Origin of the sequence: Neobacillus sp. 204 (genome assembly GCF_046562815.1) — a bacterium.
Lineage (GTDB): Bacteria > Bacillota > Bacilli > Bacillales > Cytobacillaceae > Neobacillus.
Map to the genome: position 1 here is coordinate 61,721 of NZ_JBJORY010000001.1, position 14,361 is coordinate 76,081.

Sequence of the window (14,361 nt, forward strand, 5' to 3'; positions counted from 1 at the left end):
TTGTTCTTAAAATAAAAAAATCCCTGCTTTTAAGAAAGTGGGATTGGTCACTCGTGCTATGCAATTTCCTTTTTAAGAAGTTTAAGGGGTTAAGGCGGCTATCGGTAAGAGAATCGAAAATGTAGTCTTTTCAGGAAAAGAGTCACATTCTAAAGTCCCTTTATGCTTTTCAATAATTTCTTTACATACAAACAAGCCTAGCCCCGTACCTAGAGTTTTGGTCGTAAAAAACGGTTCGAAAATTGATTTTCTTAGTTCAGCGGGGATTATGGGTCCATTGTTGGAAATATTGATTTTGATGAACTGATTTTCGAGACTGCTATTAATCTCGATTGTTGGATTGGGATTCTCATCATGATTCAATACATCAATCGCATTAAAGATGATATTGATTAATACCTGTCTAATTTCATCTGCATATCCATTAAGAGTAATATCTTCACTTAGTTCTTTTCTTATTTTTACTTTTCCATCGAGAATGCTTGGATAAAGAAAGTTTAATACTTCTTCAACCAATTTATTTAAATTGAAGTCATCTTTTTCTTTTCCGATTAACTCCTTTTTTGACAAAAGGAGGAATTGCGAAATGCGGAAATTAAGTTGATCTAACTCACTAGAAATGATATCTAAATATTTCATCTCCGGGTAATCAGCTTTCAGCAATTGGATAAATCCTTGAACAGATGTTAATGGGTTCCTAAACTCATGAATAAAGCTTGATGTCATCTGGCCAAGCAATGTCAATCGATCTTGATGGGTAGAATCAATGTGCATGGTTTTTTCTTCAATTATTTTGTTCTTTGCCTCAGAGTAATGGGAAACAGCATAGTATAGAAATTTATCAAAACAAAAATTTATCCTGTTTAATCCTTCTTGCATAGCTTCCCATGGGATCCCAGTATCGCTTAATTGACTGTATAAAACTGACCTGCCAAGATTTACATTATAAACAAAATCCCCAAGGTTAATATCAGCAAGAACTCTTTCCTCCGATACTTCAATGGCAAGTTTTTCAATTATCTCTAATATCTCTTCTTCCTTCATTTTGTGCATATTAAGTAAAACTTCGAGTAATGCCTCGCCGTTATCGTGAATTTTTAATTTAAAAGGATCAGCTTTAGTGGTAACAATGGCATTTTCCCATTTTTGAATTAATTTCTGTCTATTTAGATTAAAAAACTCAATTAAATCTATTTGGTTTTCCGTGAACATGCGGTTTTCCCCCTATGTTATTGACAAAAAACTGCTTACATTGTTTATTCGATGGAGAAATAGAAAATCCTCCTTACTATTATAATAAAAGTCTTAAATTCTATCGAGATACTTTTTTTTACTGTAAATTTCGAACTTTTGACATATTTGTCATCCTTTAAAACTCTTATAAGGTGCTAAAATGACAATATAGAAAGATAATCATTCTCAATTAACTTGAATAGGGTGATATATATGTTTGGTGCTTTAAAAGCAGGAGATAAAGGAAAAATTATTGATATTTCTCATGTGGGTCATCTCGTACAAAGGAGATTACTTGACTTAGGGATCACGGAAGGATCAGAAGTATGTGTAAAGTGTATCATGCCATTTGGCGGGCCTGTGATGATTGAATCTTGTGGACAATGTGTAGGTATTCGCCTTAGTGAAGCAGTTCAAATTGAAGTGGAGAGAGTATAATGGAAATCGCTCTAATTGGAAATCCCAATACAGGCAAAACTTCTTTGTTTAATAATCTAACAGGTTCCTATGAGTATGTTGGTAACTGGAGCGGTGTAACCGTTGAAAAGAAAGTTGGCATTTTTAAAAATAATATTGGTCATTTAATTGATTTACCAGGAGTATACACTCTAAATCCGTTATCAAAGGATGAAGGAGTTGTTACATCCTTCTTTCTAAATGAATCAGTGGATCGCCTGCTAAATATATTAGATGCTTCACAATTAGAACGTAATTTACATCTGACTTTTCAATTGTTAGAGTTTAAAAAGCCAGCACTTATTGGACTTAATATGGTTGATGTGGCAAATAAGCGCGGGATTCAAATAGATGCAACTAAGCTCTCAGATATTCTAGGGGTGCCGGTTATTCCGGTCGTGGCAAGAAGCGGTAAGGGCTGTGATAAATTAGTTGAGGTCATTTCTACTCAATCAATCCAGCCTGCCAAAAAGAACCTTATTTACTATGGAATAGAAGTTGAAGAAGCGATTGGAACATTGACAGCGGAGATTAATGGAAAAACTGGCCTTTCTGCACGATTTCTAGCTCTTCAATATTTTGAAGGAAACGAATACGTAAGAAACTACCTTAAGAGTATAGTTGATGAACAAAGCCTTAATACTCTAACAACTAACTTGGAGTCAAACTTACAAAAAAAATTTAATGCAAAATCATTAGCAAACTTTATTTATCAAAAAAGAAAAGAAATCATCGAGCAAATTGTCGCAGAAGTTGCTAGAAAAAGTAATTTCGAGATTCCACTTTCTGAGAAAATTGATCGAATTGTTACGAATCGCTTTTTAGGAATGCCTATTTTCTTGCTGCTGATGTATGTGATGTTTATGCTGACTTTTGATTGGCTCGGAACGCCATTATCTGATGTTTTGGATGGATTTTTAACAGGGCCAATTACAGAATGGATTGAATCGGCATTAACCGCCATTCATGCCTCAGGATTTATTCATGCATTAATTATTGAAGGGTTGGTTGCAGGGGTAGGCGGCGTACTAGTTTTTGTCCCACAAATCTTTATCCTATTTTTCTTTATTTCTTTATTAGAAGATTCTGGTTACATGGCCCGTGTTGCATTAGTAATGGACCGGATTATGGAATCAGTTGGATTAAATGGGAAGGCGTTTATTCCAATGATGATTGGGTTTGGGTGCAATGTACCAGGAATTATGGCAGCAAGAACCATAGAGACTCCAAGGGAAAGGCTGGTAACCATATTACTTACCCCGTTAATGTCCTGCTCAGCAAGATTGCCCGTTTATGCGTTATTTGTAGGAGCATTTTTTGCAGGAAGTAAGGCATTAGTTGTTCTGAGTCTATATGTACTGGGGATCATAGTTGCATTGGTATTAGCAAAAATCTTTTCCGCTACTTTACTAAAATCAGAAACTTCATTATTTGTCATTGAACTGCCCCCTTACCGGCTCCCTCAATTTCAATCACTTTGGAGGAGTACTTGGGATAAAGGGAAAGGTTTTGTCCGAAAAGCTGGAACATTTATTTTTGCAGGTTCTGTCTTTATCTGGTTGTTATCTTTTGCAGGTCCCCATGGGTTAAAGGTTGACATGGATGATAGTTATTTAGCCATGATTGGGAATGTAATTGCCCCAATATTTGATCCTATTGGATTTGGAACATGGCAGGCATCAGCCTCGTTAATTACAGGGTTCTTGGCAAAAGAGGCAATTATTTCTACTATGAATATTATCTATTTTGTTCCGAATGATGCAGGTTTGCAAGGGTTATTGGCTGACTATTATACTCCGCTTGCTGCCTTTAGTTTCATGGTTTTCATTTTGTTATATATCCCATGCCTTGCGACGGTAGCAACCATCTATAAAGAAACAAATTCAAAGAAATGGACGGCTTTTTCTATGATTTATGCATTTGCGATTGCTTACGTTCTTTCTTTGGTGATTTATCAAGGTGGCAAATTGTTTGGAATTGTGTGATTCTTAAAGGCTATTTTCGTATAGATTGTTGTTTTTCGTAAAAGTTTATCAACCCGTATAACTATATGCTTTGTGACATCTTTTCGTATGAACATTTGCGAAAATTGCCTAGAAACTTAGTAAATGATACTTATAAAGTTCCAATAGCAACAAAGTTTACGAAAAGAGTCTTCTTAAATGAGGTGGAGCAAATGATAGCCAGTATTTTAATAGGGGCAGCTATTTTTGGATATGCAACTTGGTCCTTAGTTAGGTTTATAAACAAATCGAAAAAGGGAAAATGCGGGGCATGTGATTTGAAAGATTCATGTTCCAGCAAATGCGGAATACCATCCAAATTACATTAACTAATGAAAACTGCTATCTATAAAGGTAGCAGTTTTTTTATGCTAAAGTTTGAATGATTCAGTAAACTAGTGTAAAATTACACTAGTTGCAATTGAAGGAAGGGCTTAACGTGACCAGAGATGAAATTATAATGCAGGTTTCAGAAAAGCTTCGCCTAATACGGACAGAAGTCGGCTACACTCAGGATAAAATGGCAGATATTATTGGTGTCTCAAAGAAAACACTTGTTCAAATTGAAAAAGGCAGGGTTCTTGCCAACTGGTCCACCGTGGTTTCGATTTGTGCATTATTTCGTGAGACCGAAACAGTTCAATTTTTATTTGGCAATGAACCACTTGAAGTACTAGAAACGGTAGCCCGTGAAGGAATAGATATTCGAAAATCAAAAACGTTAGGCGGACGAGTTTGGTGGAGAGTGGTATCAAAGAAGAATGGGTATATTCTTCAACAAAATATTCTTAGTAAGCATTTTCGTATTTTGGATGAAGGAAATTATCGAATCTTTAGCAGTATTGATGAAAAGGTATCGAAACAACGGTTTAAAGAATTAGCTAAAAATGAATAAATAACAAAAGATGGGAATCCGGCCCATCTTTTTTCTTTTTTTTGGAATACTAATCGTTGTTGTATTAACTTTTATGATAAATAGTCATAAAAACCAACCGATAATCGAAATTATACCTGTTAAAGATTACAGAAAAGGATGTTTTTCATTTGGTATTTAAAGAGAAAGTAACGGCCATATTTAAAAACTGGAAAAAGTGGCATTTACTCCAGATACTAGTACTTTCAACGTTAATTATCATCTTAAGTTTTTTTGGACTTCTTTATTATTTTTCCAAGGATGCAGATATCTCAGGTCTTAAGAATGAGTTGCCTCAGGCAACGGTTTTTTACGATGTCAATGAGGAAATAGCAAGTAAAGTGTCGGCGAATAAAAATGAGGGTGTCTCCATAAAGCAGGTCCCTGATTCAATGAAAAACGCAATCATTGCAATTGAGGATCGTCGATTTTATCAACATAGCGGTGTGGACCTTATTGGGACATCAAGGGCACTAATGCGTGACCTAAAAGCGGGAGGAATGGTAGAAGGCGGCAGTACCATTACCCAGCAATTGACAAAGAATACCCTGCTCACATCACAAAAAACCTTAAATAGGAAGATGGAGGAGGTTTTTTTAGCACTTCAGATTGAACGAGAATATTCGAAACCACAGATTCTTCAGATGTATTTAAATCAAATTTATTTTGGAAACGGTGCATGGGGAATTAAAACGGCTGCCAGCAAATACTTTGCCAAAGATGTTAACGACCTATCAATCAGTGAATCTGCTTTACTCGCAGGTCTAATTAAAGCGCCATCTGCCCTTAATCCATATGAACATATGGAAAAGGCGACGGAACGGCGAAATCTAGTATTAGCACAAATGAAAAACCAAGGGTATATTTCCAGTCAGCAGTATGAAAAAGCAATTCACGAAAAAGTAATTTTGAATGATGGGGGCGGTGACCCATTCCGGGGCAAATTTCCATACTATGTTGATCAGGTTTTAGATGAGGCAATAAACTTATATGGGTTATCACAGGATGAATTACTAACAGGTGGCTATCAAATTTTTACAGAACTTGAACCAGTGATGCAAACAGCCGTGGAAGAGACGTATCAAAATGATTCCTTATTCCAAGAAGGAAACGATCGTCTAGTTCAGAGCGGTGGTGTCCTAATAGACCCAAAGACAGGCGGAATCAAGGCTATTGTTGGAGGCAGAGGAAAACATACGTTTAGGGGGTATAATCGAGCTTCGCAATTAGAGGCCCAGCCAGGTTCTTCCTTTAAGCCATTAGCTGTTTATACACCAGCACTGGAAGAAGGTTGGCAGATTAGTGATATGTTAAAAGATGAACCAATGTCATTTGGCGATTATCAACCTAGTAATTACGATTATCAATATGCTGGTCAGGTACCAATGTATGAAGCAGTGAAAGAATCAAAAAACGTTTCTGCGGTCTGGCTGCTAAATGAACTTGGGATTGAAAAAGGATTGGATTCAATTAAGCGGTTTGGAATAACATTAGACAAAAATGACCGTAATTTATCCCTTGCTTTAGGTGGTTTGCATAAAGGAGTCTCTCCACTAAATATGGCTGAAGCTTTCTCTGTTTTTCCAAATGGTGGTGTAAGAATGAAGGCCCATGCTATTAAGAAAATCGTTGATGCTGAAGGAAATGTTGTTGCTGTCTGGAAAGCAAAAAAAGAGAGAGTCACAACAAAAGCCGTAACTGACAATATGACAACTATGCTTCTTGGTGTCGTGGAACAAGGTACAGGTACTGCAGCCCAAATACCAGGCCGAGAAACGGCAGGGAAAACTGGTTCCACTCAAGTTCCGATAAAAGGTATAAATGGCCTGAAGGACCAATGGTTTGTTGGTTATACACCACAGCTGGTCGGTGCGATTTGGGTTGGTTATGATAAAACAGATGCGGAGCATTATATAACTCCGACCAGCAATAAAGGGGCGGCAGTTGTTTTTCGGGAAGTGATGACCAATGCTTTAGCGAATGAGGCATCCGAAAGCTTTAATGTCGCTCATATTGCCACATTGATTGAAAAGAAAAAGCAGGAAGAGGCTGCTAAAAATCGTTTTAATTTACCAGGAAGCTTTAATAATGAGGTTCAAAAGTGGGAAGAGAAATGGAATAAACAAAAGGAGAAATGGCAGAAGAAATGGAAGGGGCATTAATGAATTTTCAATATGTCGAAAGATGTTAGAAACAATTCTGAAAAATGGGAATTGACTTTTAAAAGAACTGGTGATAATCTAACAAAGGATGAAAAAAAAGGAAAGGGAGGGTTACCAAATGACTAAATTCAATCAAGTCTTATTAGCAATTGAATATTTGAATGTAACCTGTCCTGAAGAAATTTCCTGTTAATTTTAAAATTGATTAATGGCAAAAACACAGGTTACGTTCTCTTTTGAAACGTACACTGTGTTTTTTTGTCCCTTTTTTAAAAGGAGGCATACTGCACTACTGCGGTATGTCTTTTTTTATAGGTCAAAAACAAATGAGTGGGAGGAAAAGTCGATGAGATATTTGGAAGGATCTTGGACTGGAAACACAACAGGAGCGCTAGAAGGCGGATAGTAAATCATAAGGGGGAAGTCAGCTATGTTTGCGGTTTTAAAAAAATTAAGTTGGTTCTTTAAAGAAAATTGGCAGCGCTATTGTATCGCGATCACACTATTAATTCTAGTTGGTATTTTGGATGTGATGCCGCCTAAATTAATAGGAATGGCGATTGATGATATTCATGTCGGCAGTATAAGTAAAGAGAAAATAATAAAATACCTTGGCATACTTTTGGCAATCATGGTGTCATCCTATGCGATCACCTATGTTTGGATGTATCGCTTGTTTGGAGGCGCTTTCCTCGTTGAAAGGAAACTTAGGTCTCGTTTCGTCAACCATTTATTAAAAATGACTCCAGTATTTTATGAAAAAAATCGGACTGGTGATTTAATGGCACGAGCCACCAATGATTTAAAAGCCATTTCAATTACTGCAGGGTTTGGAATTCTGACTCTCGTGGATTCAAGTGTTTGGATGCTGACATTACTGTTAACGATGGGGATTTTTATTAGCTGGGAATTAACGTTAGCGGCCATTATTCCGCTTCCATTTATGGCCATATTGATGAAAATTTATGGGAACAGAATTCATACTCGCTTCACGGAAGCCCAGGATGCCTTTGGTGAACTGAATGATCGAGTACTTGAATCTGTTGCAGGAGTTAGGGTTATCCGTGCTTATGTTCAAGAAGTAGCTGATAGCGATCGATTTCATCAACTCACGGAAGATGTCTACTATAAGAATATTAAGGTTGCAAAAATAGACGCTTTATTTGACCCTACGATTAAGGTGCTTGTCGGCATTAGTTACTTAATTGGCCTTGGGTATGGTGCCTATTTAGTTTTTCATCAATCAATCACATTGGGCAATCTTGTTTCATTTAATGTGTATTTAGGGATGCTGATCTGGCCAATGTTCGCAATTGGCGAGTTAATCAATGTAATGCAAAGGGGAAATGCTTCACTCGACCGCGTTAATGAAACACTTAGCTATAAGGAAGAAGTCGTCAATCCTACCGCCCCTGTTTCCATAGAAGGTGCAGATCGGATTGATTATCAAAAGGTAACCTTCCGTTATCCATCTTCTAAAAATGATAATCTTAAAAATATTGATGTTAAGCTTCTACAGGGGCAGACATTGGGCATTGTTGGTAAAACAGGGTCAGGAAAGTCCACCCTTATTAAGCAATTATTAAGACAGTATCCTCTAGGCGATGGAGAAGTATCCATATCAGGGGTACCTTTAGAGAGGCAAACCTTGAATCAAGTTCGCAATTGGATTGGTTATGTGCCACAAGATCACGTACTGTTTTCTCGAAGTGTGAAAGAGAATATTCTCTTTGGCAGGATGGATGCGAGCGATGAAGAATTAGCAGAGGCCATTGATTTAGCAGCGTTTCGTAAGGATTTAGAACTGCTCCCAGAGGGATTAAGTACGCTCGTTGGAGAGAAGGGCGTGGCTTTATCAGGCGGGCAAAAACAGCGGATCTCCATTGCGCGAGCGCTTATCAAAAATCCAGAGATCCTTATACTTGATGATTCCCTATCTGCAGTTGATGCCAAAACTGAAAAACGAATCATTGACAATATCAGAAAGGTAAGAAATGACAAGACCACAATCATTACCACCCATCGCATGTCAGCTGTCCAGCATGCCAACCATATTATTGTTTTAGATGAAGGCAAGATTGTCGAAGAAGGGACACATGAGCAACTCCTCGAACATAATGGGTGGTATAAGGAACAATTTATCCGCCAGCAGATTGCGGGGAAGATAGAGGAAGGGGTGCAAGCATGACAACAGGGAAAAGATTGGCAAGATATGCTTTTGCGTATAAGAAAATTATTTTAGCAGCTTTGATCATGCTGACCATTTCTGTCGTAACCGATCTCGCTGGACCGTTTATTGCTAAAAATATTATTGATCAGCATATATTAGGGATTGAATCGGTATGGTATGAAACAACAAGTGGGGATAAAGCAGTAAAGTATGAGGGGAAATTTTACAAAAGAGAAAAGTATATTTTGGGTAATGAACAAAAGGGAAAACAAATTCGGATTTTGCAAGTAGGATCAAAGTTTGTTTTCATTAACCAAAAGCTTGAATTTGATGGAAGGCGAACATTAAAAGATGGAACATTGGTGATAAAAAATGGTGATCGAAGGGCTGAATTACAGGCGAAAATCCTCAAGGGGTCTGAAATATTAGCCTTTTACCAGCCTGAGATCCCAGCTATTTTTAGATTATTGGCCATTTATTTTGGACTCTTGGTGGTTTCAGCCATTTTTCAGTACGGAGAACGCTTTTTATTGCAAAAATCAGCTAATCGTATTATTCAAAAAATGCGTGAAGATGTATACGGTCAGATACAACGTCTACCCATTAATTATTTTGATAATCTGCCTGCAGGGAAAGTTGTAGCAAGAATTACGAATGATACGGAGGCGATCCGTGAGTTATATGTTACGGTTCTCGCTACCTTTTTTACGAGTTCCATTTATATCACAGGTATTTATGTGGCTTTGTTTATTTTGAATGCAAAACTTGCGGCCATTTGTTTATTATTATTGCCTATTCTTTATGTATGGGTGTTAATTTACCGGAAGTATGCGTCTAAATACAACCGTGTAATTCGGTCTAGAAATAGCGAAATTAATGCAATGATTAATGAGTCTATCCAAGGGATGAGTATAATCCAGGCGTTCGGTCGCGAAAAAGAAACAAAAGCAGATTTTGAAAATCTTAACCATGAGTATTTTACGTACCAAAATAGACTGCTAAGTTTAAATTCATTAACCTCTCATAACCTAGTCGGGATATTAAGAAATCTCATTTTTGTGGCATTTATTTGGTATTTTGGGGGTCAGGCACTGAATACTTCTACCATTCTTTCACTAGGAGTGCTATATGCCTTTGTTGATTATATCAACCGACTTTTTCAACCAGTTCAGGGGATTGTCAATCAACTGGCTAATTTAGAACTGGCTCTTGTGGCAGGGGAACGTGTATTTAAGCTGATGGATGAACCAGGCGAAAATGTTAGTAGTGAGAGAATTGCTCGGTTTAAAGGGAATGTATCATTTGATCATGTTTCATTTGGTTACAAAGAAGGAGAATATGTCCTAAAGAATATTGATTTTGAAGCCAAGCACGGTGAAACAGTTGCCTTCGTTGGCCATACGGGATCAGGAAAAAGTTCAATTATGAATTTACTGTTCCGTTTTTATGATTGCCAAAAAGGAAAAATTACGATTGATGGAAGAGATATTGAAACGATACCCCGTCAATCCATCCGTAACCATATGGGGATTGTTTTACAGGATCCTTATTTATTTACAGGGACAATTGCCTCCAATGTAAGTCTTAATGATCCTACGATTACGAAAGAAAAAGTGGAGAAAGCATTAAAGGATGTTGGGGCTGAAAAAGTATTTAAGAACTTAGAAAATGGTTATGATGAACCAGTATTAGAGAAGGGAAGTACGCTTTCGAGCGGGCAGCGGCAGTTAATTTCCTTTGCACGTGCACTTGCATTTAATCCAGCCATTCTGATCCTAGATGAAGCCACCTCAAGTATTGATACAGAGACAGAGGCTTTGATTCAAGAAGCCATGGAAGTTCTGAAAAAAGGGAGAACCACCTTTATCATTGCCCATCGGTTATCAACGATCCGAAATGCCGACCAAATTATTGTTTTGGATCGGGGAATGATTGTTGAAAAAGGGACCCATGATGAATTAATGAAGAATAAAGGTAAATATTATCAAATGTATCAGCTCCAGCAGGGCAGCACGGATTTGGCTGGCTAGAAAAACTTTACTTAAGTTCGGGGGCTTGGGCGCTGGTTGTCCCTATAAGCGACCGTCCTCTCACTTTTGGTCTTCATCATCTTTATGAAAACCATTTTCTCTGGCTGTCCGAAAGAATTTGGTCATCATCACCGTGATGAAGACCATTTTCTCTGGTTTTCCGGAAGAATTTGGTCATCATCGCCCTTATGAAGACCATTTTCTCTGATTTTAAGGAGAGAAGGGTCGATTAGAAGCCTTATAAAAGACCGAACTTACACGGATAAGGAGAGTTCGGTCGCTTAGACAAGTAATCCCTTTAATAAATCATGCTTAGGGGATCTTTTTAATAGGTAAGTCCTACTCGGAAGCCTATAAATTGTTCACTAAATAGCTGACTAAAGGCAAAATCCGCAGTATCATAAATAGAGATCGATGAAGGATCATCTGGCAGAAAGTCTTTTTCATATCTGTAATGCCCTATTCTTTCCCCCACAGGCAAGTAGGTCGGACATACAATAGTCCAATCGAGTCCGGACTCTTTTAATAATAAATAGGCCCGTAAATGTTCCTCCGCATCACGAGTGCTTTTCCGTTTTGACTCGGATGATTGAAACCGATATAAATGGGGAGCTGACCGAGCCTGCAGAATCCCTGCCGTTCCAATCGTAATAATTCGCTGTATGCCTTGCTCTTTCATATGTTTAATGATAAATGGCATTGAATCAGACAGTGTGGTGGTACCTGCGGTATTTAAAGCACTAATCACTGCATCAGTTCCAGTTAAGCTGTTCGCAATGTCCGTTTCATTTAGAACATTTCCTTCCATAACAAGAAGGCCATCTCCTGTATGGTTTAGATTTCTCTTATCTCTCACCAGAACCTGGACGGAATGTTGAGTGGATAAAGCATTTTCTAAAATAATCGTGCCAACTCTGCCTGTTGCTCCAAAAAGGCAAATGTTCACAAAAAATTCACCTCTTAGCCAATAAAGTGTAATATTCATCACTTGCGATACCCACCACTTATGATATTTTGAAAATGTTTAAGCATTTACTAATATAGAGGTGGGATATATATGTCAGAATATTCAGTCGTGTTATTAATCGGTAGTTTTTTAATCCTTTCTTATTATATCGGATATACAATCATTAAACATTAAATCGTTAACTGCAGACAAGTATCTGCAGTCAGGCTGTCGAAAAAAACCTCGGCAGCCTTTTTATTGTATCACTTCAAAAATTCACTGCGTTAATTAGTTACAATATTATTGGTATATAGATATTAAAAATGTCTGTTGATAGGCGCTCCAGGCACTTCGCTTTCCGCGGGCGTGCCGGGGAGCCTCCTCGTCGCTGCGCTCCTGCGGGGTCTCCCCTGACCCGTACTCCCGCAGGAGTCTTCGTGCCTTCCGCACCATTCAACAGAGTGTTTTCAATAAAGACCTTCAGGTCAACTAATAAATAATAAAAATAAGTAGAACTGTACGGGCTTCGCTACTGCTGGCTTGGGGATTGAAGAATGTGAGCGAACAGGCACTTCTTACTGTAGTATGCCAAAATATAAAAAGGAATGTGACACACTTAGCAGGGTTTGAAAAAGTGTGTTGCAATACTTTAGGTTGATTTGCCTCCCTGTTGATTGTAGAGGAGGGCACTCGACTCCTGCGGGATAAAGAGGTCACTGAAGACCCCGCAGGCGCCAAAGCGCCGAGGAGGCTTCAGGACCTCCCCGCGGAAAGCGAGTGCCTGGAGCGGAAATCAACAGGCCCATTTGCAGGGGCCATCATTAAATTTAGTATTTAGATTCTGACAAAATAAAAAATGCCAAGAAAAATGCCCTTTCTCGACTAACTGACTGCAGACAAGTGTCTGCAGTTTTTTTTATAAGTAAATTGTTATTCCTTTAATAAAATGGATAGGAATGGGTATATATATTGAAGTATACGAAATAGTGAGGTGTGGATGAAAAATGGAGAATTATCGAATAGAGAAAGATACGCTTGGTGAGGTTCGTGTACCCATTGATAAATATTGGGGAGCGCAAACACAACGGAGCAAGGAAAATTTTAAAATTGGCTCCGAAAAGATGCCGATGGAATTAATTTATGGTTTGGTTTTTATTAAAAAGGCTGCAGCAATCGTCAATTTTAAATTAGGAAAGATCAGTGAAAGTAAATTAAAGGCGATACAAAAAGTATGTGATTCTATTCTTAACGGAGAACTGGATGAACATTTTCCATTGGTAGTCTGGCAAACTGGCAGTGGAACTCAATCCAACATGAATGTAAATGAAGTCATAGCCAATAAGGCAAATGTATATTTAAAGGACCAAAGTGCTTTAGATGAAAAAATTCATCCAAATGATGATGTTAATATGTCGCAAAGCTCGAATGATACCTTTCCAACTGCCATGCATATTGCTGCCTATAAAAAGATAATCGAAGAACTCCTACCTGCTATATCAGAACTAAAAAATACGTTTCTTGTCAAAGAAAAGGATTTTTCAAAAATCATAAAAATAGGAAGAACTCATTTGCAGGATGCAACACCACTGACGCTGGGACAAGAGATCAGCGGATGGCGGGTAATGCTTGATAAATGTGAGAGGATGATCAAAGAGGCAAGTCAATATCTGCTGGATTTGGCGATAGGAGGAACGGCAGTTGGTACAGGAATCAATGCTCCACCACAGTTTGGTAATATGGTGGCTGAGCAAATTTCCACATTTACTGGATATCCATTTCGTTCCTCAGAAAATAAATTCCATGCTTTAACCAGTCACGATGAGCTTGTACATGTTCACGGGACGCTAAAAGCTTTGGCCGCCGATTTAATGAAAATAGCTAATGATGTCCGCTGGCTCGCAAGTGGACCTCGCAGTGGGATTGGTGAACTTAGTATACCCGCGAATGAGCCTGGGAGTTCAATTATGCCCGGTAAGGTAAATCCAACTCAAAGTGAAGCATTGACAATGATAACATGCCAGGTCTATGGAAATGACACGGCAATCGCCTTTGCGGCAAGTCAAGGGAATTTTGAGTTAAATGTTTTTAAACCAGTTATTATTAATAATTTTATCCAATCGGTTCGTCTCCTTTCAGATGGGATCAGATCTTTTAATAAAAATTGTGCCATCGGGCTTCAGGCTAATGAAGAGATTCTAAAGGATCACTTAAATCGCTCTTTAATGCTTGTTACAGCATTAAACCCCTATATTGGCTATGAAAAGGCAGCAGAAATTGCCAAATTAGCTTTTAAAGAAAATTGTTCGTTAAGGGAGGCTGCTATAAAAATAGGTTATGTTTCTGAAGAACAGTTTTCAAAATGGGTCAAGCCTGAACATATGATCTAACAAAATGAAAGCCCCTTCCAAAGGAAGGGGCTAAGCCATAATATTTATTTGTATTTACTTG

General features: G+C 38.0%; 10 protein-coding genes. 8 read left to right on the forward strand and 2 right to left on the reverse strand.

Annotated elements, in window-relative coordinates:
* Window positions 1–81: 81 nt before the first annotated feature.
* Window positions 82–1,212 carry a histidine kinase N-terminal domain-containing protein gene (locus tag ACJ004_RS00315; protein WP_410890454.1) on the reverse strand — a complete coding sequence of 377 codons (1,131 nt, stop codon included), beginning with the start codon at window positions 1,210–1,212 and terminating at the stop codon, window positions 82–84.
* Window positions 1,213–1,446: 234 nt separating this feature from the next.
* Here ACJ004_RS00315 and ACJ004_RS00320 point away from each other — a divergent pair, with 234 nt between their 5' ends.
* From ACJ004_RS00320 to ACJ004_RS00350, 7 genes are all read left to right on the forward strand, one after another.
* Entirely contained in the window at window positions 1,447–1,671 is a 225-nt protein-coding gene (locus ACJ004_RS00320) for a FeoA family protein (protein ID WP_410890456.1), read from the forward strand.
* The gene (gene feoB, locus ACJ004_RS00325; protein WP_410890458.1) at window positions 1,671–3,674 is read left to right on the forward strand and encodes a ferrous iron transport protein B; all 2,004 of its coding nucleotides are present in this window, start codon (window positions 1,671–1,673) and stop codon (window positions 3,672–3,674) included. Before ACJ004_RS00320 ends, feoB begins: the two co-directional genes overlap by 1 nt.
* A 191-nt stretch (window positions 3,675–3,865) precedes the next feature.
* Entirely contained in the window at window positions 3,866–4,021 is a 156-nt protein-coding gene (locus tag ACJ004_RS00330) for a FeoB-associated Cys-rich membrane protein (RefSeq protein WP_410890460.1), read from the forward strand.
* Between the two features lie 110 nt (window positions 4,022–4,131).
* Window positions 4,132–4,587 (forward strand): helix-turn-helix transcriptional regulator, encoded by a 456-nt coding sequence (locus tag ACJ004_RS00335; RefSeq protein ID WP_410890462.1) that lies wholly within the window; start codon window positions 4,132–4,134, stop codon window positions 4,585–4,587.
* Between the two features lie 149 nt (window positions 4,588–4,736).
* Window positions 4,737–6,767 carry a transglycosylase domain-containing protein gene (locus ACJ004_RS00340; RefSeq protein ID WP_410890463.1) on the forward strand — a complete coding sequence of 677 codons (2,031 nt, stop codon included), beginning with the start codon at window positions 4,737–4,739 and terminating at the stop codon, window positions 6,765–6,767.
* 430 nt (window positions 6,768–7,197) lie between these two features.
* Window positions 7,198–8,955: an ABC transporter ATP-binding protein gene (locus tag ACJ004_RS00345; protein ID WP_410890464.1), complete on the forward strand. Its 1,758-nt coding sequence runs from the start codon at window positions 7,198–7,200 to the stop codon at window positions 8,953–8,955.
* The gene (locus tag ACJ004_RS00350; protein ID WP_410890466.1) at window positions 8,952–10,967 is read left to right on the forward strand and encodes an ABC transporter ATP-binding protein; all 2,016 of its coding nucleotides are present in this window, start codon (window positions 8,952–8,954) and stop codon (window positions 10,965–10,967) included. Before ACJ004_RS00345 ends, ACJ004_RS00350 begins: the two co-directional genes overlap by 4 nt.
* 325 nt (window positions 10,968–11,292) lie before the next feature.
* Here ACJ004_RS00350 and ACJ004_RS00355 read toward each other — a convergent pair whose 3' ends face one another.
* The gene (locus tag ACJ004_RS00355; RefSeq protein WP_410891244.1) at window positions 11,293–11,913 is read right to left on the reverse strand and encodes an NAD(P)-dependent oxidoreductase; all 621 of its coding nucleotides are present in this window, start codon (window positions 11,911–11,913) and stop codon (window positions 11,293–11,295) included.
* Window positions 11,914–12,917: 1,004 nt separating this feature from the next.
* Between ACJ004_RS00355 and fumC the strand changes: the two genes are divergently transcribed.
* Window positions 12,918–14,300, forward strand: coding sequence for a class II fumarate hydratase (gene fumC, locus ACJ004_RS00360; RefSeq protein WP_410890467.1), 1,383 nt, complete (start codon window positions 12,918–12,920; stop codon window positions 14,298–14,300).
* The last annotated feature ends 61 nt before the right edge of the window (window positions 14,301–14,361 follow it).